This is a genomic window from Nocardioides cremeus (assembly GCF_030518195.1).
GTDB lineage: Bacteria > Actinomycetota > Actinomycetes > Propionibacteriales > Nocardioidaceae > Nocardioides > Nocardioides cremeus.
In genome coordinates this window covers 368,101-392,329 of sequence record NZ_JAULSC010000001.1, presented here as the reverse complement: position 1 = coordinate 392,329, position 24,229 = coordinate 368,101, and the positions used below count along the sequence as shown (strand labels likewise).

Sequence of the window (24,229 nt, the reverse complement as noted above, 5' to 3'; positions counted from 1 at the left end):
GGCCGCTCGGCGCTGTCGGCGCCCTGGCCTAGCGTGCCGGTCATGGCGAAGTCCTCCGCACGTGCCGCTCGGCCCACCTACCGCTGCTCCGAGTGCGGCTGGGAGACCGGCAAGTGGGTCGGGCGCTGCGGCGAGTGCCAGGCCTGGGGGTCGGTGGCCGAGGCCGCCGCGGCGCCCACGCTGCGCACCGCGGCCTCGCCGGTCACCACCCGCGCGGTCCCGATCGGCGAGGTGTCGGTCGAGGAGGCCGGCTTCCGCACCAGCGGGGTGCCCGAGCTCGACCGGGTGCTCGGCGGCGGCCTGGTGCCCGGCGCCGCGATCCTGCTGGCCGGCGAGCCCGGGGTCGGCAAGAGCACGCTGCTGCTCGAGGTGGCCGCCCAGACCGCGCGCTACCAGCGCCGCACCCTCTACGTCACCGGTGAGGAGTCGGCCTCCCAGGTGCGCCTGCGCGCCGACCGCACCGGCGGCGTCCACGACGAGCTCTACCTGGCCGCCGAGACCGACCTCGGGGCGGTACTGACCCACATCGAGGAGACCCGGCCCCAGCTGATCGTGGTCGACTCGGTGCAGACGATCGGTGCCTCCGGGGTCGACGGGGTCCCCGGCGGCGTCACCCAGGTCAAGGAGGTCGCCGCCGCGCTGATCCGGGTCGCCAAGACCCGCGGCATCACCACCGTGCTCGTCGGCCACGTCACCAAGGACGGCGCGATCGCCGGGCCCCGGGTGCTCGAGCACCTCGTCGACGTGGTGCTGCACTTCGAGGGCGACCGCAACTCCCGCTTCCGCATGGTGCGCGCGATGAAGAACCGCTTCGGCCCGGTCGACGAGGTGGGCTGCTTCGACCTCGGCCCCGACGGCATCAGCGCGGTGGCCGACCCCACCGGGCTCTTCGTCGAGCAGCACCACGGCCGGGTGCCCGGCACCTGCGTCGCGGTGACCATGGAGGGCCGGCGACCGATGCTGGCCGAGGTGCAGGGCCTGGTGACCCCCTCGCCCCTGGACCGGCCGCGGCGTACGACGTCGGGGCTGGACGGCTCGCGGGTGGCGATGGTGCTCGCGGTGCTGGAGCGGCACTGCGGGCTGCGACTCTCGATGCAGGACGTCTTCGCCTCCACCGTCGGCGGCGCGCGTCTGCACGAGCCGGCCAGCGACCTGGCGGTGGCGATCGCGCTGGTCTCCTCGCACCTGGCCATCGCGCCGCCCACCGGCGTGGTCGCGATCGGCGAGCTCGGGCTGGCCGGCGAGCTGCGCCGGGTCCGTGACCTGCCCCAGCGCATCGCCGAGGCCGCCCGGCTCGGCTTCCGGCACGCGGTCGTGCCGACCGAACCCGGCCGCCGAGGCCAGGGGGTCGGCACACCCCGCGAGATCGAGGGCATGCGGGTGCTCGAGGTGCCCGGCATCGCCAGCGCCCTCGAGGTGCTGCGCCTGACCGACCGGCCCGGCTGAGCCACCACGATCCGACGCCGCCCGGAATGATGACGCGCACCCGGGCGCGCCGCTCTAGACTTCGCAGGTCAGGGCGGATCGACCGCCCGTCCCCCCATGGAGGAGCCCCCGTGCCCGCCGAACGCTCGGACGACCTGCTGCGCCTGCGCGAGACGCTGGCCTCGATCGCCCCGGGCACCTCCCTGCGCGACGGCCTCGAGCGGATCCTGCGCGGTCGCACCGGCGCCCTGATCGTGATCGGCCAGGACGAGCGGGTCGACGAGATCAGCACCGGCGGCTTCGACCTCGACGTGCCCTTCACCGCCACCGGCCTGCGCGAGCTTGCCAAGATGGACGGCGCGATCATCGTCGACGCGGGCCTGACCCGCATCGTGCGCGCCGCGGTGCACCTGATGCCCGACCACACGATCCCCTCCGAGGAGACCGGCACGCGGCACCGCACCGCCGACCGGGTGGCCCGCCAGACCGGCTTCCCGGTGATCTCGGTGTCGCAGTCGATGCAGATCATCGCGGCGTACGTCGGCTCGACGCGCCACGTGCTCGAGGACGTCGGCCAGATCCTCTCGCGCGCCAACCAGGCCCTGGCCACCCTCGAGCGCTACAAGCTGCGCCTCGACGAGGTCTCGAGCACCCTCTCGGCGCTCGAGATCGAGGACCTCGTCACCGTGCGCGACGTCGCGGTGGTCGCCCAGCGCCTCGAGATGGTCACCCGCATCGCCCGCGAGATCGAGGACTACGTGCTCGAGCTCGGCACCGACGGCCGGCTGCTCTCGCTGCAGCTCGAGGAGCTGATCACCGGCGTCGACACCGAGCGCGAGCTGGTGGTGCGCGACTACCTGCCGGCCGGGCGCAAGGCCTCCACCCCCGAGGAGCTGCTGCACCAGCTCGAGGCCCTCTCCCCCACCGCGCTGGTCGACCCCGCCGCCACCGCCAAGGTGCTGGGCCTGGGCAACGGCGAGCACCTCGACGGCGCCGTGGCCCCCCGCGGCTACCGGCTGCTGGCCAAGGTCCCGCGCCTGCCCGGCCCCGTCGTCGACCGCCTCGTCGACCACTTCGGCACCCTGCAGAAGCTTCTCTCCGCCGGCATCGACGACCTCCAGGCCGTCGAGGGCGTCGGCGAGCTGCGCGCCCGCAGCGTCCGCGAGGGCCTCTCCCGCCTCGCCGAGTCCACGATCCTCGAGCGCTACGTCTGAGCCGCCCGCGGGGAGTTTCATCGGCCGGCCGACAGATCTCCTGGGTGGCCGATGAAGCTTCATCGTCCACCCGCCAGATTCATCGGCCGGCCGATGAATCTCCCCGCTCGCGGGCGCGGTGCTTGCCGTCGTGCAGCAGCGCGTTGAGCTCACCGCCGAGGAGCAGGGCCAGGGCGAGCAGGTAGACCCAGGTCAGCACCACGATGCCGCCGCCGAAGACGCCTAGCAGCGGGTTGCCCTCCCCGATGGTGCGCAGGTAGAGGCCGAAGCCGCCGCTGGCGGCCAGCCAGAGCACGGTGGTCGCGACCGCGCCGGGCAGCGCGGCCCGCCACGGCGTACGCCGGTTGGGTGCCAGGTGGAAGACCAGCGCCAGCCAGCCGACGAGCACCAGGGCCAGCACCGGCAGCCGGGCGAGGTCCCAGAAGTACTCGAAGGCGCCACCCAGACCGACGACGTCGGCCACGTCGGTGCCGCGGCCCAGCAGCGGGCCGACCACGACGACGGCCAGGGCGACCACCACGACCAGGACGGTCATCAGTCCGAGCCCCAGGCCCAGCAGCCGGCGGCGCAGCCACGGGCGGTGCTCGTCGCTGTCGTAGGCCAGGTTGAGCGCCTGCACCACGACCGCCCAGGCCCCCGACAGGGTGACCAGCGCACCCAGCGCGGCGATGGTGAGCAGGCCGCCGTACTCGCCATCGAAGACGGCACGCACCGAGTCGAGCACCGGCTCGCCGCGCTCGGTGAGCACCAGCCCGAGCGTGTCGACGACGCGGGCCTCGGTGCGCGCGGCCACCTCGGCACCGACGAGCGCCTCGAGGTAGGACAGCAGGCTGGCGGCGATCAGCAGCGCCGGGAACAGGCTCAGGACCGCGAAGAAGGCGATCTCGGCGGCCAGCCCCGCGACGCGGTCCTTGCGGACCTCGTCGACCAGCACGGCCCCCAGGGAGCGGCCGCGGGCCAGCACGAGGTCACGACGACGGGTCACGGGACCGAGCCTCGCACCCGGCTCAGTGCGCGGCCAGCTGGCCGCTCAGCCGGCCGTGCATGTGCAGCGACTGCTCGTTGAGGCCGTGGATCTCGACGGTCTTGCCCTTGCGCTCGTACTTGTAGGTGATCGAGTCGAGCGCGGCCACGGTCGAGGCGTCCCACACGTGGGAGTCGGCGAGGTCGATGACCACGTGCTCGGGGTCGTCGGCGTACTCGAACTGGGTGTAGAGGTCGTTGGAGGAGGCGAAGAACAGCTCGCCGACGACGGTGTAGCGGGCCTGCGGGCGCCCGTCGACCTCGACCAGCTCGCGCTCCACGGTGGCCAGGTGGGCCACGCGGCGGGCGAAGAGGGTCATCGCGACCAGCACGCCCACCCCGACCCCGATGGCCAGGTTGTGCGTGGTCACGGTGACCACGACCGTCGAGAGCATCACCGTGGTCTCGCTCTTGGGCATCCGGCGCAGGGTGCGCGGGGCGACCGAGTGCCAGTCGAAGGTGCCCACCGCGACCATGATCATCACCGCGACCAGCGCGGCCATCGGGATCTGCGCGACCAGGTCGCCGAAGCCGACGACCAGCACGAGCAGCAGCACGCCGGCGGAGAAGGTGGAGATGCGGGTGCGGGCGCCCGAGGCCTTCACGTTGATCATCGTCTGGCCGATCATCGCGCAGCCGCCCATGCCGCCGAAGAAGCCGGTGATCATGTTGGCCGCGCCCTGGCCCCACGCCTCGCGGGTCTTCTGGGAGTGGGTGTCGGTGATGTCGTCGACGAGCTTGGCGGTCAGCAGCGACTCGAGCAGGCCCACCAGCGCCATCGCCAGCGCGTACGGCGCGATGATCTCCAGCGTGGCCAGGTTGAAGGGCACGTCGGGGATCAACAGCGCCGGCAGCGTCTCGGGCAGGTCGCCCTCGTCGCCCACGTCGGGCAGCGCCCAGCCGACCAGCAGCGCGGCACCGGTGACGGCCACGATGACCACCAGCGGGGCGGGCACGGCGTTGGTCACCCGCGGCAGCAGCACGATCACGGCGACGCCGAAGGCCACCAGCGGGTAGACCAGCCACGGCACGTCGACCAGGTAGGGGATCTGGGCCATGAAGATCAGGATCGCCAGGGCGTTGACGAAGCCGACCATCACCGAGCGCGGGATGAAGCGCATCATCCGGGCCACGCCCAGCACGCCCAGCACGACCTGGATCGCGCCGCCGAGGATCACCGTGGCGATCAGGTAGTCGACGCCGTAGTCGCGCGCCACGGGCGCGATCACCAGCGCGATGGCGCCGGTCGCGGCCGAGATCATCGCGGGGCGACCACCGAGGAAGGCGATCGAGACCGCCATCGTGAAGGAGGCGAAGAGGCCCAGGCGCGGGTCGACACCGGCGATGATCGAGAACGAGATCGCCTCGGGGATCAGCGCGAGGGCCACCACGAGACCGGCGACGACCTCGCGGCGCAGGACGGCAGGGCGGCGCAGCGCACCCATGACGGTGTGCGTCTCGGCCGGGGGCAGGGTCGGCGAGGGCTGCAGCAGCGAGGTCTGGTCGGGCGCGGGGTTGCTCACGGGCTCTCCTGGGCGGTGCGGGGCACGTCGTCCGGGAGCGGCGCTGCGACCGGCCGACGTCGGGCTGGTGGTGCGAGGTCTGGAGCGGCGCGCGGGTGCGTGACACCGCCGCCGACGGGGTGACTCTACCCTGACGTGACGGGAGAGTGCGCATCGTCGGCCTACGCCGCGACGCTGGCACGGCTCACCGCTCGCGCTGGGCGCGCACCCGCTCGTCGAGGCCAGCAGCGAACTCCTCGGCCCAGGCCAGGCGGGTGCGCAGCGTGTCGACCCGCTCCTCGGCCGCGGCCCGCAGCGACTCCAGCTCGCCCAGCAGCCGGGCCCGCTCGGTGTCGTCGGGCTCGGCGTCGAGGGCGTCGACGACCGCCAGCAGCCCGCGCATGTCCTCCAGGGAGAAGTCGAGCGGCTTCATCCGCTTCACCAGCTCGAAGCGGTCGACGTCGACGGCGGTGTAGAGCCGGAACCCGCCCGCCGAGCGCGCCGAGGGGGTCACCAGCCCGACCTCCTCGTAGTAGCGCAGGGTGCGCAGGCTCAGGCCGGTGAGCGTGGCGACCTCGCCGATCTGCATGTGTGCGGACACGGCGGCGAGTCTAGGCCCGCCGCGAGACCACGACCGCCAGCGCGGCCAGCCCGGCGGAGAGCCCGAGCACCGCCACGAAGGCCGAGCGGTCGGCGGCGGTGCCCACCGCGGTGAAGAGCAGCCCGGCCACCGCGACCGCGACCGCGGCCCCGACCGAGTCGCTGATGGTGACCGCCGAGGAGGCAGTGCCGCGCTCGTGCACGGCGGTGCGCGCCAGCACGGTGGAGGTGATCCGCGGGTACATCAGCCCCATGCCTGCGGCCGCCACCAGCCAGCCCGCGCCGACCAGCACCCCGGGCAGGCCCAGCGCCGCCACCAGCAGCACCGCCACGATGCCGGCGCCCAGCACCAGGGCCCCCAGGCGCAGCGCCGCCTCGTCGGGCAGCCGGTCGCCGAGCCGTCCCTGCACGTGCGACGCCCCGGCCCAGCCCAGCGTGGCGACGGTCAGCACCAGGCCGCTGACCCAGGTGGCGGCGGCGTACTGCTCCTGCAGGAGGAAGGGCAGGTATGCCTCGGCGGCGAAGAAGGTGCCGCCGACCAGGCCGCGCTGCGCTATCACGGCCGGTACGCCGCGCCCTGCGCGCAGAGTGCCCCGCGGCAGCAGCGGGCGCACGGCGACCAGCGCGAGGGCGACCGCGACCGCGGCGACCCCGGCCCGGGTCGCGGCGGGCAGCGCACCGGTGAGGTTGAGGCCCACCACGGCCGTGGCGACCGCGGCCGCCAGCGCCAGACGTCGTACGCCGCCGCCCCGGGGCGCGGCGCCGGCCTCGGGCGGCTCGACGGCACGCAGGGTCGGCACCAGCAGCGCGAGCGCCGCGGCGGCGATGCCGACGACGCCGAGGAAGACCCAGCGCCAGCCGAGGGTGTCAGCGACGACGCCGGCCAGGAACGGGCCGACCAGGCCGGGCAGCACCCACGCGGCGGCGAAGAGGCCGAGGATGCGGGGCCGGTCGACGGGGTCGAAGACCTGCGCGACGAGCACGTAGAGCGCGACGACGAGGCCGCCGAGGCCCAGGCCCTGCAGGAAGCGGCCGACCACCAGCAGCCCCATGGTCGGGGCGAGCCCGGCGGCCAGGAGCCCGACGGCGAAGAGCGCGACCGAGGTCAGCAGCGGGCGCACCGCGCCGCGGCGGTCCGACCACAGCCCGACCGCGACCATGCCGACGACGCTGGCGGCCAGGGTCGCGGAGAAGGCCACGGAGAACCAGGCGCGTCCGTCGAGGTCGCGGGTCACGGCCGGCATCACCGTGGCGACCGCGAGGGCCTCGAAGGCGGCCAGGAAGACCAGGGCGACGGCGCCCGTGGTGGCGCCGCGGTAGCGCGGGCCCAGGAGCGGGGTCCGGGCGGGGCGCGCCCCGGCGCGGTCCCCGGCGCCCGTGGACGTGCTCATCGGTCGGCTCAGTCGGTGGCGACGGGCCAGATCCGCCGCTCGCCCTCGGCGGCGCGGACCTCCCCGATCTGGTGACGGCGCTTCTGGGCCTTGTAGGGCGCGGCGAGCACCAGCGCGGGGGCCTTCGGGCTGCGGTGCTCGAGCAGCACCTGCACCGCCCGGGCGCCGCCCACGATCGCGTCGAAGACCACGGCGACGGCGCGCACCTGGTCGCGCTCGGTGCGCAGCTTCTCGAAGAGCTCCTCGAGCAGCTGGTCGGGGCGCACGTCCTCGACGATCTCGACCATGCGGGTGCCCTGGCTGCCGTCGTCCTCGACGACCTGCACGAAGGGCAGCAGCACGTCGTCGGCGTCGAGCCGCTCCTTGGCGGCCTTGAGCGAGGCGTCGAGCAGCTCGTCCATCTCACCGGCCACGGTCTTGCTCAGGGAGTCACGCCAGGAGGTCATGGGCCCAGCCTCGCAGACGACGCGGTCACCGAGGGGATCCGAGGCGGGCCTCGGGGCGCAGCGACGCGTCGAGCGGCTCGCCGTCGGCCGCGGCCGCGAGGTGGCGGCCCAGCCCGGGCGCCTGCTTGTAGAGGTTGTGCCCGACCGGCAGCAGCACCCCGCCGGCCTCCCACACCGCCATCGCGTCGTCGCTCCAGGGCAGCGTGGTGACCCAGCAGTGCCGCACGTCGACCGGGTCGGGGTCGAGGCCGGGCAGCGCCCGGGCGACGTAGTCGCGGGCCCGGGCGGCGAGCTCGTCGAGCCCGGCGGGCACCGGCAGGCTGGCGTCGTCGCGGGCCGGGGTGGTCTGGCTCAGCCCGACGCCGTACGTCGCGTTGCCGGGCGCCGCGGCGGCGTACACGCCGGTCTCGCCGAAGACGCCGCTCGAGTCCTGGAGCGTGGCCAGCGTGCGGGGCGCCTCGCCCCGCACCGCGAAGGTCAGCCGCACGTGCGCGGCCTGCGCCACGGGCAGCGAGAGCCCCAGGGTGCGGGCCAGCGCGGGCGTGCCGCGCCCGGCGCAGGCCACGACGCGGTCGTAGGTGTCGGTGCGACCGCCGCTGCGCACCTCGACGCCGTCGCCGTCCCCGAGGGGGCGCACGGAGATCACCTCGTCGCGCACCAGCCGCTCGCCCAGCGCCGCGGCCAGCGCGGCGATGGTCGCGGTGGTGCGGATCGAGCCGCCCTCCTCGTCGAGCATCGCCGCGCCGTCGAAGCCGGCCAGCAGCGGCACGCGGGCGGCCAGCTCGTCGGCGTCGATGCGGCGGGCGGCGACGCCCCCGTCGACCAGCAGCGGCAGGTGCTCGTCGACCGTCGGGCCGATCGCGACCGCCCCGTCGGCGGAGACCATCTCGACACCCAGCCGCTCGCCCCACTCGCGGTAGGCCGCGCGGCTGGCGCGCGCGGCGGCGACCAGCCGCGGATCGTCGTGGGCGTGCCGGAAGATCCGGGACACCCCGCCCGACTGGCCGTTGCCGGGCTCGCCCTGCTCGTAGACGCGCACCTCGACGCCCCGCTCGAGCAGGGCGTAGGCGGTGCTGAGCCCGACGATCCCCGCCCCGATGACCGCGACCCGGGGCGGACCCGAGGCGACGGAGGGGACCTGCTCGACCTGGACGGCTGGTGCGGAAGTCGACATGGCTCCCAGCCAACCAGCCGCGCCCCCACCCGCCCGGGCGGTCGCTCAGCCCTCGAAGGGATCGTCCGCGCGGCGCCGCTCCAGCAGCACCGTGTCGCGCCAACGACCGTCGAGGCGCGCGATGCGGGAGCGCACCGCGAGCACCTGGTAGCCGGCGCTGCGGTGCAGCGCGAGGCTGGCCCGGTTCTCGGGGAAGACGACGGCCTGCAGCGTCCAGAGCCCGCCGGCGTCGGCCTCGATCACCTGGCGGTGCAGGAGCGAGCGGCCCACGCCGCGCCCGCCGGCCTCGGCGGCGACGTAGACGGTGGTCTCGCCGACCCCGGCGTAGCAGGCGCGTGCCGAGACCGGTGAGACCCCGGTCCACCCGACGACCCGGCCCGGCTCGGCCGCGAGCTCGGCGACCCAGCGGTGCCCCGGCAGCCAGCGCTCGCGCAGCACGTCGAGCGAGGGGACCTCGGTCTCGAAGGTGGCCTGGCGCCCGGCGATGCCCTCGGCGTAGATCTCCTGCACGCGCGGCAGGTCGGCCTCGGTCATCGCCCGGGTGCGCACGTCGCCGGGCAGGTCCTCGGGGCAGCAGGGCGACGCGGCCAGGGTGCCCATCACCACGTCGGCCGCGTGCGGCAGCCCGGTGCAGCACGCGTCGTTGACCGAGACCAGGCTGGCGGTGCCGACCTTGTCGACGACGACGAAGCCCAGCTCGGCCAGCCGGCGCACGTGGTGGGAGCAGGTGGCCTGGCTGATGCCCAGCGCGGCGGCCAGGTCGCCGACCCGCAGCGCACCCGAGGGGCTCGAGGCCACCGCGTGCAGCAGCCGCACCCGGGTCGGGTCGGCCAGGGTCGCGAACCACTCGGCGTACGTCGTCGCGGTGTCGAGGTCGAGGCCCACGGCGGGTCCGGTGCGGGTGGCGCTGGTCATGACGACCAGCCTAGCCTCGATCGACACAGATCGATGGTTGCGTCCATCGATCACAGTCGATACCGTCTACATCGACCGTCGTCGATGAACTGAGGACCCGATGCCGTACCTCGCCCTGACCCCCACCACCGCCCAGCCGCTCGTCGTCGTCGGCGCCGGGCCCATCGGGCTGGCCGCCGCCGCGCACGCCCACGAGCGCGGGCTGCCCGTCGTCGTGCTCGAGGCCGGCGCGAGCCCGGCGGCGGCCGTCACCGAGTGGGGCCACGTGCGGCTCTTCTCGCCGTGGTCCGAGCTCGTCGACGACGCCGCGGCGCGGCTGCTCGAGCCGACAGGGTGGACCCGGCCCACCGACCCGACCCCGCCCACCGGCGCCGAGTGGGTCGAGCACTACCTGTGCCCGCTGGCCGAGGCCCTCGTCGCCGCCGGCGTCGAGGTCCGCACCGGGCACCGCGTGACCGGGGTGGCTCGCCAGGGCCGCGACCTGCTGGTCGCCGTCGACCGCGAGCGGGTGCCGTTCGCGGTGCACGTCGAGACCCCTGGCGGCCACGAGGTGCGCAGCGCCGCCGCGGTCGTCGACGCCTCCGGCACCTGGGGCCGGCCCGGCCCGCTGGGCACCGACGGCTACCCCGCCCCGGGCGAGCGCGAGCACGCCGACCACGTCACGTACGCCGTCCCCGACGTCGACGACCCCGCCGTCCGTGCCCGGCTGGCCGGCCGCCACGTGGTGGTGGCCGGGGCCGGGGCGTCGGCGCAGAACGCGCTGGTCGCGCTGGGCCGGCTCGCCGCCGAGGAGCCCGGCACCCGGGTGACCTGGCTGCTGCGGCGCGGCGACGTCGGGCACGCCTTCGGCGGCGGCGACGCCGACGAGCTCGAGGCCCGCGGTGCCCTGGGCGAGCGCGCCCGCGCCGTCGCCGCGTCGGGCACCGTCGAGACCGTCACCGGCTTCCGGACCACCTCCGTGCGCCGCGTCGAGGAGACCGGGCGACTGGTGCTGACCTCGCTCGACGGTCGGGAGGTCACGGGCGTCGACGAGGTGGTGGCCGTGACCGGCTTCCGCCCCGACGTGTCGTGGCTCAGCGAGGTCCACCTCGACCTCGACCCCGAGCTGTCGGCGCCGCGGCTGCTGGCCCCCGAGATCCACCCCGAGCACCACTCCTGCGGCTCGGTCTCACCGCACGGCGCCTCGGTGCTGCGCCAGCCCGAGCAGGGGCTCTACATCGTGGGCATGAAGTCCTACGGCCGGGCGCCGTCGTTCCTGACGCTGACCGGCTGCGAGCAGGTCCGCTCGGTGGTGGCCGAGATCGCCGGCGACCAGGAGGCCGCCGACCGGGTCGAGCTGGTGCTGCCCGAGACCGGCGTGTGCGGCGCGGCACCGACGTACGACATCGAGGGCGACACCGAGGGCGACGCGCAGGCCGGGGCCGGCTGCTGCTCCCCCGCCGGCCCGGAGCTGCTCGGCGTGCCCGCCGTCAGGTAGGGCTCAGCCCCGGCCCGCCACCAGGGCCTGGAGGTCGAGGTGCGGGTTCATCCGCTCGATCGCCTCGAGGCGCCAACGGTCGGAGAAGAGCGCCAACAGCACCCCGTCGGTGCGCTGCATGACCTCGACGCCGCGCAGCGCGGCCACCTCGTCGCGCTGCTCGGGGTCGACCCGGCGGGCGATGGAGTAGTCGAGGTGCTCCAGGCGCACCGGGGCGCGGTACTCCGCCTCCATCCGGGAGGTGACCACCTCGAACTGCATCGGCCCGACGGCGGCCAGCACCGGGGCGTGCTCGCCGCGGAGCTCGGAGCGCAGGACCTGGATGACGCCCTCCTGGTCGAGCTGCTCGATGCCCTTGCGGAACTGCTTCCACCGCCCGGTGTCGGTGACGCTGACGGTGGCGAAGTGCTCGGGCGCGAAGCTGGCGATCGGCGGGTAGCGCACCGGCGGGCCGGCGTGGATCGTGTCGCCGACCCGCAGCGCCGAGGCGTTGACCAGACCGATGATGTCGCCCGGACGGGCCCGCTCGACCGAGGTGCGCTCGCGGCCGAAGACGGCCTGGGCGTACTTGGTGGTGAAGGGGCGCCCGGTGGTGGCGTGGGTGACGACCATGCCTCGCTCGAAGGTGCCCGAGCAGACGCGGGCGTAGGCGAGCCGGTCGCGGTGGGCGGTGTCCATGCCCGACTGCACCTTGAAGACGAAGGCGCTGAAGTCGTCGTCGGGCTGGCGCTCGCTCTCGTCGACGGCCGTGGTGGGCCCCGGCGGCGGGGCCAGCTCGAGCAGCACCCCGAGCAGCTGGGCGACGCCGAAGTTCGACAGCGCCGAGGCGAAGAGCACCGGGGTGGTCCGGCCGGCCAGGAAGCTCTCCTGGTCGTGGTCGGCGCCGTCGGCGCTGAGCAGCTCGTGGCCCTCCTGCGCCTCCGCCCAGCGCTCGGGCTCCGCGGCGGCGGCGGCCTCGGCGTCGAGGTGCTCCTCGGGCGCCCGGGTGCTGCCGCCCGCGGTGCGGGTGTAGCGCACGAACCCGCCCGTACGCCGGTCGAGGACGCCGCGGAAGTCGCCGGCCACGCCGACCGGCCAGGTCAGCGGGGTGGGCCGGAGCCCGATCTGCTTCTCGATGGAGTCGAGCAGCTCGAGCGGGTCGAGGCCGGGGCGGTCCCACTTGTTGATGACCGTGATCACCGGGATGCCCCGGTGGGCGCAGACCTGGAAGAGCTTGAGGGTCTGCGGCTCGAGGCCCTTGGCGGCGTCGACGAGCATCACCGCGGAGTCGACCGCCGAGAGCACCCGGTAGGTGTCCTCGGAGAAGTCGGCGTGGCCGGGGGTGTCGACCAGGTTGACCACGTGGTCGCCGTACGCGAACTGCAGCGCGGCGGAGGTGATCGAGATGCCGCGGGCCTTCTCCATCTCCATCCAGTCGGAGACCGTGCCCTTGCGACCACCCTTGCCGTGCACCGCTCCGGCCTCGGCGATCACGGCCGCGTGCAGGGCCAGCGCCTCGGTCAGCGTCGACTTGCCGGCGTCGGGATGGCTGATGACGGCGAAGGTCCGGCGCGGTCGGAGGTCGGGTTCATCCACCCGTCGACTCTACGTGGCGGCCGGGGACCACTACCCTGACGGGGCGGCCGGGTGACCCGGCTGCTTCCCCTACGCACGTGAGGACACCGAGTGAGCCACCCCCACCCCGAGCTGCAGGCGCCTCCGAAGCTGCCCTCCGGCGCCCTGCGGATCGTGGCGCTCGGCGGCCTCGGCGAGATCGGCCGCAACATGGCGGTCTTCGAGCACGAGGGCAAGCTGCTGATCGTCGACTGCGGGGTGCTCTTCCCCGAGGAGCACCAGCCGGGCGTCGACGTGATCCTCCCCGACTTCACCTGGATCCGTGACCGCCTCGACAAGATCGTCGGCGTCGTGCTGACCCACGGCCACGAGGACCACATCGGCGGCGTGCCGTACCTGCTGCGCGAGCGCCCCGACATCCCGCTGATCGGCTCGCGCCTGACGCTGGCGCTGATCAAGGAGAAGCTCAAGGAGCACCGGATCCGCCCCGAGCTGCGCGAGGTCAAGGAGGGCGACCGGATCGACCTGGCCCCCTTCGACTGCGAGTTCGTCGCGGTCAACCACTCGATCCCCGACGGGCTCGCCGTGGCCATCCGCACCCGCGCCGGCATGGTGCTGCACACCGGCGACTTCAAGATGGACCAGTTCCCCCTCGACGGCCGGATCACCGACCTGCGCGGCTTCGCGCGGCTGGGCGAGGAGGGCGTCGACCTCTTCATGACCGACTCCACCAACGCCGAGGTGCCCGGCTTCACCACCTCCGAGCGCGACCTGACCCCGGCGATCGAGCACGTCTTCCGCACCGCGCCGCGCCGCGTGATCGTCTCCAGCTTTGCCAGCCACGTGCACCGCATCCAGCAGGTGCTCGACACCGCGCACGCGCACGGCCGCAAGGTCGCGTTCGTGGGCCGCTCCATGGTCCGCAACATGGGCGTGGCCGGCGACCTGGGCTACCTCAAGGTGCCCGAGGGCCTGATCGTGCCGCTCGACCAGCTCGAGCGGCTGCCCGCCAACAAGGCCACCCTGATCTGCACCGGTTCCCAGGGCGAGCCGCTGGCCGCGCTCTCGCGGATGGCCTCGCGCGACCACAAGATCCGGGTCGGCAAGGGCGACACCATCCTGATGGCCAGCTCGGTGATCCCGGGCAACGAGAACGCCATCTCCAACGTGATCAACGGGCTGACCCGCTGGGGCGCCAACGTCGTGCACAAGGGCAACGCCAAGGTGCACGTCTCGGGCCACGCCAGCGCCGGCGAGCTCGTCTACTGCTACAACATCATCAAGCCGCGCAACGTGATGCCCGTGCACGGCGAGTACCGCCACCTGCGCGCGAACGCCGACCTGGCGATCGCCACCGGCATGAACCCCGACAACGTCGTGCTGGCCGAGGACGGCGTGGTCGTCGACCTGGTCAAGGGCCGCGCCAAGATCACCGGCAAGGTGCCCGCGGGCCTCGTCTTCGTCGACGCCCAGCAGGTCGGCGGCGTCACCGAGGCCACGCTGAAGGACCGGCGCACGCTGGCCGAGGAGGGCGTGGTGACGGTGCTCGCGATCGTCGACGCCGACACCGGCAAGCTCGCCGACCGGCCCGACTTCCTGGTGCGCGGCTTCGTGCACGAGCCCAAGGCCTTCGACCCGGCCGTCCAGGTCATCGAGAAGACCCTGGCCCGCGCCGCCGGCGAGGGCATCGGCGACGCCCACCAGCTCGAGCAGATGATCAGCCGCGACGTCAGCCGGTGGGCGCACAAGACCTTCCGCCGCAGCCCGCTGATCATCCCGGTGGTCGTCGACGCCTGACCTCGAGGTCCCGGTCCCGGGTGCCGGGACCGGGGCCTCGCAGGTCCGTCTCACCCACGATCGCGTCGTGGCCGTGGCGCCAGAACACGTAGCGCGCCGACAGGTTGACGATCGTGGCGATCCGGTTGCGCACGCCCAGCAGGTAGAACACGTGCACCGCCATCCACAGCAGCCAGGCGAGGGTGCCGGTGATGGTGGGCAGGTGCTTGACCTGCGCCACCGCGGCGCGGCGGCCGATGGTGGCCATCATCCCCTTGTCGCGGTAGCGGAACGGCGGGGGCGGTGGCTCGCCCCGGACCCTCGCGGCGATCACGCCTGCGGCGTACCGCCCGCCCTGCAGCGCGGGTTGGGCCAGCTGCGGCAGCGCGTCGTCGCCGGGTCCGGCGGCGATGTCGCCGGCGGCGAGGACACCGTCGCGGCCGACGACCCGCAGGTGGTCGTCGACCTGCACCCGGCCGCCCTTGCCCTGTGGGAGGTCCCACTGGGACACGACGTCGTGGACCGTCACGCCCGAGGCCCACACGACGATGCCGGCCGGGATGTGGTTGCCGTCGGCGTCGACGACCCCGTCGGGGCGCACCTCCTGCACGGCGGTGTCGACCCGCACGTCGACCCCGCGCTCGACCAGCGACGCGAGGGCGTACTCCTGCGCCTTGCGGGAGAAGGGCTTGAGCAGGACCGGCATCATCTCCAGCAGCGTGATGTGCGTCCTGGCGGGGTCGAGCTCGGGATAGGTGACTGCCATGTCGCGGTTGCGCAGCTCGGCCAGCGCACCCGCGGTCTCGACCCCGGTCGCACCACCGCCCACGACGATGATCCGCAGCTCGCGGTCGGGGTCACGAGCCGCGGCCCGCTCGAGCTGGGAGAAGACCTCGTCGCGGATCGCCAGCGCCTGGGAGCGGGTGTAGAGCGGCAGCGCGTGCTCCTGGGCCCCCTTGATCCCGAAGAAGTTGGCCGTGGCCCCGGCGGCGACGACCAGGTGGTCGTAGGCCACCCGTTGCCCGTCGTCGAGCACGACCTCGCGCGCGTCGTGGTCCATCGCCTCGACCGTGGCGTTGATGACCCGCACGTTCTTCTGCTTCGACCGGATCGTGCGCAGGAACCAGGTGACGTCGCCGGCGTTCAGCGAAGCGGTCGCGACCTGGTAGAGCAGCGGCTGCAGCGTGCTGTAGGTGTGCCGGTCGACCAGCGTGACGTCGACGTCCTCGTCGCGCAGCCGGCGTACGGCGCTCAGGCCGGCGAAGCCGCCCCCCACGACGACCACCCGTGGTCGGGCGGCGTCACGCGTCGCGGTCTCAGTCATCGTCATCAGCTCCCATCGACTCGACGACCTGCTTGTCGCCCCGCTCGAGCAGCAGCGTCCACAGCGCGGCCCCGGCGATGCCACCGACGACCGGCCCCACCACGTAGATCCACCAGCCAGGGAAGGCCCCGGCGACGATGTCGGGGCCCAGGGTGCGTGCCGGGTTCAGGGAGGCACCCGAGATCGGCAGCGCGAGCAGCACGGCCGCGCCGACCCAGAGCCCGATGGCGAGACCGGCGAACGTCCCCGCGCCGGGGGCTCCCTCGTAGACAGCCGTGGCCATCACGACGACCAGCAGCACCGCGGTGATGACGAACTCGGTGACCAACGCCGTCCACCAGCTCACCCCCTCGCCCGGCTGCGTCCCGCCGAGCGCCAGCTCCTTCGCCACGTCCCCGAACATCAGCCAGTTCATCAACCCGGCCAGCAGCCCGCCGATGAGCTGGGCCAGCACGTACGCCGGCACGACCCGCCACGGGAAGCGCCCGACCGCGGCCAGTGCGATCGTCACCGCCGGGTTGATGTGGGCGCCTGAGATCTCAGCCACCGTGTAGACGGCCGCGAGGATCCCGAAGGCGAAGGCGAGCGCGATCGCCACGTCGTCGACGACGCTGAAGCCTTCACTCGGGTCCAGCCGCTGGGTGGCGAGCACCGCCGCGGTCCCCGCGAAGACCAGCATGAAGGTGCCCACCACCTCGGCGAAGAACGCGGCGGTCCCCGCAGCCGCCCGGCCCTGACGGGCTCCGGTCGACTCGTTCGTCGCCGCCATCGTTCACTCCCAGGGGTGCAGCAGGACCTTGGAGTAGCCCTCCTCGCGCTTGTCGAAGCGCTCGTAGGCCTCCGGCGCTCCCTCGAGCGGGAGCTCCTTGGACACCACGAACCCGGGCTCGGCCCGCCCCGCGATGATCAGGTCGCGCAGCTGGCGGTTGTAGGCCTTGACGTCGGCCTGGCCGGTGCCGATCGTCTGGCCCTTCTCGAAGAACTTGCCGATCTCGAAGAGCAGCTTGCCCTCGGCGGCGTTCTCGTCGGGTGCGCCGGGGTCGCTCGGGACGTAGAGGCCGACGACGCCGAGCCTGCCGGTGGGCCGCACGGTGTGCACGAGCTGGTTGAGGACGATGGCGGGCTGCTCCTCGCCCTCCGAGACGGTCGCCTGGTAGCCGACCGCGTCGATGCCCTTGTCGGTGCCCTCGCCGGCGGTCTGGTCGGTGATCACCTCCACCGGGTCGACCTCGGCGAAGTTCACCGGGATGGCGCCGATCTTCTCGGCCAGGTCGAGCCTCGAGGGGACCTTGTCGACGAGGAAGACCCGCGACGCGCCCTTGATGAGGCTGGAGTAGGCGGCCATCAGCCCGACGGGGCCGCCGCCGTACACCGCGACGGTCTCGCCCGGGCTGACCTGCGCCATCGTGGCGGCGTGGTAGCCGGTCGGGAAGATGTCGCTCAGCATCGCGAAGTCGCGCTCGTGCTGGTCGCCCTCGGGCAGCGGGAGGCAGTTGAAGTCGGCGAAGGGGACGCGCAGGTACTCGGCCTGGCCGCCGCGGTACGGGCCCATGCTCACGTAGCCGTAGGCACCGCCGGCGAAGCCCTCGTTGACCGTGAGGCAGAAGCCGGTCTTGCCCGCCAGGCAGTTCTTGCAGAACCCGCAGGCGACGTTGAAGGGGATCGAGACCCGGTCGCCCTTCTTCAGCGACGCGACGCCGCTGCCGACCTCCTCGACGACGCCCATGTTCTCGTGGCCGAAAACGATGCCGGCCTCGGCGCCGGTGCGCCCCTCGTACATGTGCAGGTCGGAACCGCAGATGGCGGCGGTGGTCACCTTGATCACGACGTCGGTCGGGTCCTCGATCCTGGCGTCGTCGACCTCCTCGACCTCGACCTGGTGCGGCTCCTTGTAGACGACAGCTCGCATCTCGCTCCTCCTTGGTGTCGGGACGGGTCGCGCGGCAGCGCGATGGCGCACCCGTAACCAGCCGGTGTCCTTTGCAAACATCGCGGCGGTGAACAGCGGCTGTGGCGGCGACCACCCACCGGGACTTGCAGCCTTAAGTTCTTTAGGCAGCTTTACGCGTAGTAGATAAACGTGGATAAAGAACCTAAGGTCGCGCCATGGACCCCGTCGCGAACCCCTACACGCCCAACGCAGGCGCGCAGCCCCTCGCGGTGCGGGGACGCGACGTCCAGATGCAGACCTTCGACCTCCTCCTTCGCCGGATGAGCGTCGGCCGGACCGAGCAGTCCATGATCATCACCGGCTTGCGTGGCGTCGGAAAGACAGTCCTTCTGGGCAAGTTCCGCAGCAAGGCCCAAGAGCTGAACTGGGTCGTGGTCGAACGCGAGGTCTCCAAGCACGACGACGAGCACTTCCGCCGGCAGATGGTGAGCGCCATCCGGACATCGCTGTTCGAGATGTCACCCAAGGCTCGCTGGAGCGACAGGGTGCTTCGCGCAGCAGCCGTGCTCAAGTCCTTCAGCATCTCGGTCGACCCGGCCGGGACCTTGACCGGCGGCATGGACGTCGATGCAGCCGAAGGTTTCGCCGACCAGCAGGATCTGCAGGCCGATCTCTCCGACCTGCTTGTGGCGGTCGGCGAAGCCGCGCAGGACACCGGGCGGGGACTGGTGTTGCTCTTCGACGAGGTGCAGTTCCTGTCGACCAAACAACTGGAAGCTCTGATCTCAGCCCTCCACAAGACGGTGCAACGCGGGCTGCCGGTCACGATGGTCGGCGCGGGCCTTCCCCAGATCGCCGAACTGGCGGGCGACGCCAAATCCTACTCGGAACGACTGTTCAAGTTCCCGCACATCGGCAACCTCGAGGACGGGGACGCACGGGCCGCCCTGGTCGAGCCCGCCAACGCCGAGGGGGCTGGCTACAGCAACGATGCTCTCGACCTCGCCCTCGAGGTCACGAGCGGCTACCCCTACTTCATCCAAGAACTCGGCTACGCAGTATGGGGTGTGGCAGCGGGCCCCACAATCACGCGTGACGACGTCGAGCTAGCCGTGCCGCTCTATGAGGCGAAGCTCGATGAGTCGTTCTTCCGGGTCCGTCTGGACCGCGCAACCGAGATGGAGCGCATCTACCTCCGCGCGATGGCTGAGCTCGGTCCAGAAGCCCAGAAGGCGCAAGACGTCGCGGCCGTGATCGGACGGAAGTCCACCCAGATGGGACCCACTCGGGCCCAATTGATCAACATGGGACTGCTTTACACGCCTGAGCATGGGTATGCGGCGTTCACCGTGCCGCACTTCGACAAGTTCATGCTTCGCGCAATTCCCGACCTCATCATGCCGCCCGAGCGGTCGAAGAAGACCCGGGCCAAGGACTGAGCGAGCGCAGTAGGCGTCGCGCCGACGGACCGCCCGCGCGACCCGCGGCTCAGGCGCCGGCAGCGGCCCGCTCGAGCTCGGCGACGTCGAGCCTGCCCATGGTCAGCATCGCCTCCATGGCGCGGCGGGCACGGTCGGGGTCGGGGTCGTCCAGCAGCTCGTTGAGCCGTCGCGGGACGACCTGCCACGACAGCCCGAAGCGGTCCTTGATCCACCCGCACGGCCCCGGCTCACCGCCGTCGGCACCCAGCGCGTCCCACAGCCGGTCGACCTCGGCCTGGTCGTCGCACTCGAAGACCAGCGACACGGCCTCGCTGAAGCGGAACTCGGGCCCGCCGTTGAGGGCCTGGAGGCGTTGGCCGGCGAGCGTGAAGTCGACGACCAGCACCTGTCCGGCCGGCCCGGCCGGGGTGTCGGCGGGCGAGCGCCACACCTTCTCGACCTGGCTGCCGGGGAAGATCCCCACGTAGTGCTCGGCGGCCTGCTCGGCCACCCCGTCGAACCACAGGCAGGGGTACATCGTCGTGTTCGTCATGAGGAGGTGGACCGTCGCGGCGCGGGCGACTCATCGCCCGCGCCGCGTGCGGCTCAGATCTGCGACTGGACCCCGGCGAGGAGCTGGCGGGCCATCACGATCCGCTGCACCTGGTTGGTGCCCTCGTAGATCTGGGTGATCTTGGCGTCGCGCATCATCCGCTCGACCGGGTAGTCGCGGGTGAAGCCGTAGCCGCCGAGCACCTGCACGGCGTTGACGGTGACCTCCATGGCCACGTCGGAGGCGAAGCACTTGGCCGCGGCGCCGAAGAACGTCAGGTCGGCGTCGCCGCGCTCGGAGCGGCCAGCGGCGGCGTACGTCATCTGGCGCGCGGCCTCCACCTTCATGCCCATGTCGGCGAGCATGAACTGCAGGCCCTGGAAGTCGGCGATGGACTTGCCGAACTGCTCGCGCTCCTTGGCGTAGTCGAGCGCGTAGTCGAGGGCGCCCTGCGCGACACCGACGGCCTGGGCGGCGATGGTGACGCGGGTGTGGTCGAGGGTCTTCATGGCGGTCTCGAAGCCGGTGCCCTCCTCGCCGATCATCCGGTCGGCGGTGATGCGCACGTTGTCGAGGTAGACCTCGCGGGTCGGCGAGCCCTTGATGCCGAGCTTCTTCTCCGGCGCACCGAAGGAGACGCCCTCGTCGGACTTCTCGACCACGAAGGCCGAGATGCCCTTCGAGCGCTTCTCGGGGTCGGTGACGGCGATGACGGTGTAGAACTCCGACTCGCCGGCGTTGGTGATCCACCGCTTGGTGCCGTTGAGCACCCAGTGGTCGCCGTCGCGCACCGCGCGGGTCTTCATCGACAGCGCGTCCGAGCCGGCCTCGGGCTCGGAGAGGCAGTAGGAGAAGCCGCCCTCCCCGCGTGCCAGCGCGCCGAGGTACGTCGCCTTCAGCTCGTGCGAGCCGGCGATCTGCACGGGCAGCGAGCCGAGCTTGTTGACCGCGGGGATCAGCGAGGACGACACGCAGGCACGCGCCACCTCCTCGATCACCAGCACGGTCGCCAGCGCGTCGGCGCCGGCGCCGCCGAACTCCTCCGGCACGTGCGGGGCGTGGAAGTCGGCGGCCTGCAGCGCGGCCGAGGCCTCGTGCGGGAAGCGCGCCTCCTCGTCGACGGCGGCGGCGTAGGGCGCCACCTTGGCCTCGACCAGGTCGCGCACGGCGCCGCGGATCGCGCGGTGCTCCTCGGAGAGGGCGTACAGGTCGGTCGTCTCGCTCACGGGTGCACTCACTTCTTGTCGTAGGTGTAGAAGCCACGGCCCGACTTGCGGCCCAGCAGACCGGCGTCGACCATCCGGGCCAGCAGCGGCGGCGGGGCGTAGAGGGGCTCCTTGAACTCCTCGTACAGCGACTCGGCCACGGCCTTGGTCGTGTCGAGGCCGATCAGGTCGGCCAGGGCCAAGGGGCCCTGCGGGTGGGCGGCGCCGAGCACCAGGCCCTGGTCGATGTCCTCGGCCGAGGCGAAGCCCGACTCCATCATCCGGATGCCGGAGAGGATGAAAGGCACCAGCAGCGCGTTGACGACGAAGCCGGCGCGGTCCTGGCAGAGGATCGAGCGCTTGCCGAGCAGGTCCTCGACGAAGGACCGCGCGGTCGTCGTCGTCTCCTCCGAGGTCAGCAGGCTCGGCACCAGCTCGACGAGCTTGAGCACCGGCACCGGGTTGAAGAAGTGGATGCCCAGCACCTGCTGGGGCCGCGAGGTCACGACGCCGAGCTTCATGATCGGGATCGACGAGGTGTTGCTCGCCAGGATCGCGTCGGGGGCGGTGACGACCTGGTCGAGGCGCTTGAAGAGGTCGACCTTGACCGCCTCGTCCTCCACGATCGCCTCGACGACCAGGCCGCGGTCGGCAAGCGCGTCGAGCTCGGTCTCGACCCGGATGCGCTGCAGGACCTCCTGGGCGGAGTCGAGCTTGCCGCGCGACTCCGCGCGCTGCAGCGAGGCCTCGAGCCGGGCCCGTCCGGCCTCGGCCGCCGCCTGGCTCGACTCGACGACCACCACGTCGAGGCCCGCCCTCGCGGAGACCTCCGCGATGCCGGCTCCCATCAGGCCGCAGCCCACCACTCCGACGTTCTCGACACTCGTCACGCGCGCTCCACCTCTCTATTCGGTACTCAGTACCGTACTCTCGGCATCGAGTCTCACCAATCCTGGGAGGTCCGGTGCCTGCTTCGAACAGGCCCACGAGCAGGCCCACCAGCAGACCCGGCGCGGGCGAGGTCCGCGACCGGCTGCGGGCCGCCGCCTTCGCCCTCTTCGAGGAGCGCGGGTACGACGCCACGACGGTCGGCGACATCGCCGAGGCCGCGGGCGTCGGGCGCACCACCTTCTTCCGCGCCTTCGGGTCGAAGGAGGACGTGATCTTCCCCGAGCACACCGCCCTCCTCGAGCGGGTGCGCAGCCGCCTGGAGACCGCGACCACACCCGGCGCGGCCACCCTGATCGGGATCGCCGAGGCGACCCGGCTGGTGCTCGAGCACTACCTCCAGGAGGGCGACCTGGCCCGCGCCCGCTACCGGCTGACCCGCACCGTGACCACGCTGCGCGACCGCGAGCTGGCCAGCACCCTGCAGTACCACCGTGTCTACCGCGACGCGCTGCGCGCCTGGACCGGCGAGGAGGCCGGGCGCGACCTGCGCGCCGAGCTGCTCGCCGCGGCCGTGGTCACCGCCCACAACCACGTGCTGCGCCGGTGGCTGCGCGGCGTCGTCGACGGCGCCGGCGCCGTCGAGGAGCTGGGCCTGGCGCTCGAGGAGGCGCTGGGGACCGGCCCGAACGGCGCGCTCCCCCGGCCCGCCGACGAGGGCACCTCGATCGTGGTGCTGCGCACGCCGTACGACGTCGACGCGGTGCTGCCGGCCCTGCGCCGCGCGCTCGCCGACGACGCGCCACGCTGAGGCCGGGCCGATTCCCGCACGGCGCGCCGCCTGCGGTGGGACCATCGGTGCACCATGAGCACCGAGGACCAGACCCCGGGCGACGACCTCGTCGACCGGTGGCTCGCGCACCGCGCCCAGACCGCTGAGGACCCGGCGACCCGGCCGCGCACCTACGGCATCGCGCGCACCCAGCCGGCCGGTCGTACTGCGTCCCCGGACGCGCCCGCGCCATCCGAACCACCCGCGCCGCGTCCGTCCGCGGCCGCGAGCGTGGCGCACGTCCCTGCCGACGCGGTCACGGCCGACGAGGAGCTCGACGAGGCTGAGGAGGCTGAGGCTCGGGAGCTCGAGGAGGTCGAGAACGCCGAGAACGCCGAGGAGCTCGAGACCCCGGCAGCCGTGCCGCCGGAGTCGACCCCGGTGGCCGCTGCCGCCGCCTCCGAGGTCGGCATCGACCTCGCGGGCTTCGAGCCGGTGCTGACCGCGTCGGCCCGGCGTGCGCTCGAGCAGGGCGAGCAGCGAGGCAGCCGGGCACGTCGCGGCCGACGCCGCGCCGATGAGGCTGTCGCCAAGCCGGTCGCCGAGCCGGTGGTGAGCCCAGAGACCGACATGGCCGGTCCCAGCCCCGACGCGGCGGAGGAGCCCGAGGTTCCGGCGCCGCCCGACCACGTGGGCGCCGGTCGCGACGTGCTCGCACTCCTGGGCGCTGCCACGCCGGCGCCGGTGGCCGAGCCGACGCTCGACCCGGAGCCGGAGCCGACGCCCGAGCCCGAGCCGGAGCCGGAGCCGACGCCTGACCCGGAGCCCGAGCCGGAACCGGAGCCGACGCCTGAGCCGGAACCGGAGCCGACGCCTGACCCGGAGCCCAAGCCGGAACCGGAGCCGACGCCTGACCCGGAGCCCGAGCCGGAACCGGAGCCGACGCCTGACCCGGAGCCCGTGGGTGACCCGGAGCCCGAGCCCGAGCCGACACCCGAGCCCGAGCCCCGCCCGGCCCGCACGCCGCGCCTGGGCGCTGTCGCCTCGTCGTTGCGGGCGGGGGTGCAGCGGGCCGTGTCGGGAGACCCCGAGCAGCAGGTCGCCCGACCCGCGCCCCCGCCGGCCGCACCGGCACCGGCCCCGGCGTCGGACCCGGCCCCCGCCAGGGTCTCGACGCCACCCGCCCCACCGTCGACCGCCCTGCCGACCGAGCTGCACTCGCCCGGCGGCGTCCGCGCCGCGACCGGCGTGCTGCTCCTGCTGGCGCTGGTCGCGACCGGGATCGCCGGCTACGTCGCCTACCAGGATCCGACCGAGACGGCTCTCGGCGTCGCAGGTGTGCTGGCGCTGCTCACCGCCGTGATCTGGGCGGTGCGCGCCAGCGCCAGCCCGACCCGGATGTCGCTGCAGCAGGGGCGGCTCGAGATCCAGAGCGCTGCCGGGCGCCACCTCTTCGACCTGGGCAACCCGCACACCTCGATCGAGGTCCGCGGCCGCCCCGGGTCGCGCGGCTGGAAGGTGCTCTTCCACCGTCGCGCGATGGCGCCCTTCGTCATCGACGCCTCGATGGTCGACCCCGCCGCCTTCACCGAGGTCCTGCTGCTCCACCGTCCCGACCTGGCCGCTCCGACCGAGGCCGTGGGGCAGCGCAGCTGATCCGCGCGAGAGCGCAACCGAC

General features: G+C 73.2%; 21 protein-coding genes. 7 read left to right on the top strand and 14 right to left on the bottom strand.

Translation table 11 applies throughout. The annotated features are described in order from the left end of the window. Positions 1–42: 42 nt before the first annotated feature. Both radA and disA read left to right on the top strand, forming a co-directional pair. A complete protein-coding gene (gene radA, locus QWJ41_RS01850) occupies positions 43–1,446 on the top strand; it encodes a DNA repair protein RadA (RefSeq protein ID WP_302705451.1) in 1,404 nt (467 codons plus the stop codon). 110 nt (positions 1,447–1,556) lie between these two features. Then, positions 1,557–2,639: a DNA integrity scanning diadenylate cyclase DisA gene (gene disA, locus QWJ41_RS01845; RefSeq protein ID WP_193668094.1), complete on the top strand. Its 1,083-nt coding sequence runs from the start codon at positions 1,557–1,559 to the stop codon at positions 2,637–2,639. A 79-nt stretch (positions 2,640–2,718) separates the two neighbouring features. Here the strand turns inward: disA and QWJ41_RS01840 are convergent, their stop codons facing one another. From QWJ41_RS01840 to QWJ41_RS01810, 7 genes are all read right to left on the bottom strand, one after another. Then, a complete protein-coding gene (locus tag QWJ41_RS01840; RefSeq protein ID WP_302705449.1) occupies positions 2,719–3,624 on the bottom strand; it encodes a YihY/virulence factor BrkB family protein in 906 nt (301 codons plus the stop codon). Positions 3,625–3,646: 22 nt separating this feature from the next. Further along, entirely contained in the window at positions 3,647–5,185 is a 1,539-nt protein-coding gene (locus QWJ41_RS01835; RefSeq protein WP_302705447.1) for a SulP family inorganic anion transporter, read from the bottom strand. Between the two features lie 184 nt (positions 5,186–5,369). Continuing rightward, positions 5,370–5,765 (bottom strand): MerR family transcriptional regulator, encoded by a 396-nt coding sequence (locus tag QWJ41_RS01830; RefSeq protein WP_302705446.1) that lies wholly within the window; start codon positions 5,763–5,765, stop codon positions 5,370–5,372. A gap of 10 nt (positions 5,766–5,775) precedes the next feature. Next, positions 5,776–7,155, bottom strand: a complete 1,380-nt coding sequence (locus QWJ41_RS01825) for an MFS transporter (RefSeq protein WP_302705445.1) — start codon at positions 7,153–7,155, stop codon at positions 5,776–5,778. A gap of 8 nt (positions 7,156–7,163) precedes the next feature. After that, positions 7,164–7,601: a hypothetical protein gene (locus QWJ41_RS01820; RefSeq protein ID WP_302705444.1), complete on the bottom strand. Its 438-nt coding sequence runs from the start codon at positions 7,599–7,601 to the stop codon at positions 7,164–7,166. A 25-nt stretch (positions 7,602–7,626) separates the two neighbouring features. Further along, the gene (locus tag QWJ41_RS01815) at positions 7,627–8,775 is read right to left on the bottom strand and encodes an NAD(P)/FAD-dependent oxidoreductase (RefSeq protein WP_302705443.1); all 1,149 of its coding nucleotides are present in this window, start codon (positions 8,773–8,775) and stop codon (positions 7,627–7,629) included. 45 nt (positions 8,776–8,820) lie between these two features. Continuing rightward, on the bottom strand, positions 8,821–9,690 hold the full coding sequence (locus QWJ41_RS01810) for a helix-turn-helix domain-containing GNAT family N-acetyltransferase (protein WP_302705442.1): 870 nt from the start codon (positions 9,688–9,690) through the stop codon (positions 8,821–8,823). A gap of 100 nt (positions 9,691–9,790) precedes the next feature. Between QWJ41_RS01810 and QWJ41_RS01805 the strand changes: the two genes are divergently transcribed. Beyond that, complete coding sequence (locus QWJ41_RS01805; protein ID WP_302705441.1) at positions 9,791–11,167, top strand: FAD-dependent oxidoreductase; 1,377 nt, start codon at positions 9,791–9,793, stop codon at positions 11,165–11,167. A gap of 3 nt (positions 11,168–11,170) precedes the next feature. Here QWJ41_RS01805 and QWJ41_RS01800 read toward each other — a convergent pair whose 3' ends face one another. Then, positions 11,171–12,742, bottom strand: coding sequence for a peptide chain release factor 3 (locus tag QWJ41_RS01800; protein WP_302705440.1), 1,572 nt, complete (start codon positions 12,740–12,742; stop codon positions 11,171–11,173). A 90-nt stretch (positions 12,743–12,832) separates the two neighbouring features. On the opposite strand from QWJ41_RS01800, the gene QWJ41_RS01795 reads away from it, so the two are divergent. Further along, positions 12,833–14,518 carry a ribonuclease J gene (locus tag QWJ41_RS01795; protein ID WP_302705439.1) on the top strand — a complete coding sequence of 562 codons (1,686 nt, stop codon included), beginning with the start codon at positions 12,833–12,835 and terminating at the stop codon, positions 14,516–14,518. On the opposite strand, the gene QWJ41_RS01790 is transcribed toward QWJ41_RS01795, so the two are convergent. The 3 genes from QWJ41_RS01790 to QWJ41_RS01780 are packed head-to-tail and all read right to left on the bottom strand — an operon-like array spanning position 14,493 to position 17,730. Continuing rightward, positions 14,493–15,821: an NAD(P)/FAD-dependent oxidoreductase gene (locus tag QWJ41_RS01790; protein ID WP_302705438.1), complete on the bottom strand. Its 1,329-nt coding sequence runs from the start codon at positions 15,819–15,821 to the stop codon at positions 14,493–14,495. The two genes, QWJ41_RS01795 and QWJ41_RS01790, sit on opposite strands and share 26 nt — an antisense overlap. After that, positions 15,814–16,590 (bottom strand): MIP/aquaporin family protein, encoded by a 777-nt coding sequence (locus QWJ41_RS01785; protein WP_302705437.1) that lies wholly within the window; start codon positions 16,588–16,590, stop codon positions 15,814–15,816. The genes QWJ41_RS01790 and QWJ41_RS01785 overlap by 8 nt, the downstream gene beginning before the upstream one ends. Positions 16,591–16,593: 3 nt before the next feature. Further along, a complete protein-coding gene (locus QWJ41_RS01780; protein ID WP_302705436.1) occupies positions 16,594–17,730 on the bottom strand; it encodes a glutathione-independent formaldehyde dehydrogenase in 1,137 nt (378 codons plus the stop codon). 197 nt (positions 17,731–17,927) lie between these two features. On the opposite strand from QWJ41_RS01780, the gene QWJ41_RS01775 reads away from it, so the two are divergent. Continuing rightward, the gene (locus QWJ41_RS01775; protein WP_302705435.1) at positions 17,928–19,151 is read left to right on the top strand and encodes an ATP-binding protein; all 1,224 of its coding nucleotides are present in this window, start codon (positions 17,928–17,930) and stop codon (positions 19,149–19,151) included. 49 nt (positions 19,152–19,200) lie between these two features. Here the strand turns inward: QWJ41_RS01775 and QWJ41_RS01770 are convergent, their stop codons facing one another. From QWJ41_RS01770 to QWJ41_RS01760, 3 genes are read right to left on the bottom strand one after another with little or no spacing between them, the layout of a single operon-like run. Next, positions 19,201–19,686, bottom strand: coding sequence for a VOC family protein (locus QWJ41_RS01770; RefSeq protein WP_302705433.1), 486 nt, complete (start codon positions 19,684–19,686; stop codon positions 19,201–19,203). Between the two features lie 53 nt (positions 19,687–19,739). Beyond that, a complete protein-coding gene (locus QWJ41_RS01765; protein ID WP_302705432.1) occupies positions 19,740–20,912 on the bottom strand; it encodes an acyl-CoA dehydrogenase family protein in 1,173 nt (390 codons plus the stop codon). An 8-nt stretch (positions 20,913–20,920) separates the two neighbouring features. Beyond that, a complete protein-coding gene (locus QWJ41_RS01760) occupies positions 20,921–21,781 on the bottom strand; it encodes a 3-hydroxybutyryl-CoA dehydrogenase (protein ID WP_302705431.1) in 861 nt (286 codons plus the stop codon). A gap of 74 nt (positions 21,782–21,855) precedes the next feature. Here QWJ41_RS01760 and QWJ41_RS01755 point away from each other — a divergent pair, with 74 nt between their 5' ends. Together QWJ41_RS01755 and QWJ41_RS01750 are read left to right on the top strand one after the other, a co-directional pair. Continuing rightward, a complete protein-coding gene (locus QWJ41_RS01755) occupies positions 21,856–22,590 on the top strand; it encodes a TetR/AcrR family transcriptional regulator (protein ID WP_302705429.1) in 735 nt (244 codons plus the stop codon). A 54-nt stretch (positions 22,591–22,644) separates the two neighbouring features. Continuing rightward, on the top strand, positions 22,645–24,207 hold the full coding sequence (locus QWJ41_RS01750; RefSeq protein ID WP_302705428.1) for a hypothetical protein: 1,563 nt from the start codon (positions 22,645–22,647) through the stop codon (positions 24,205–24,207). The last annotated feature ends 22 nt before the right edge of the window (positions 24,208–24,229 follow it).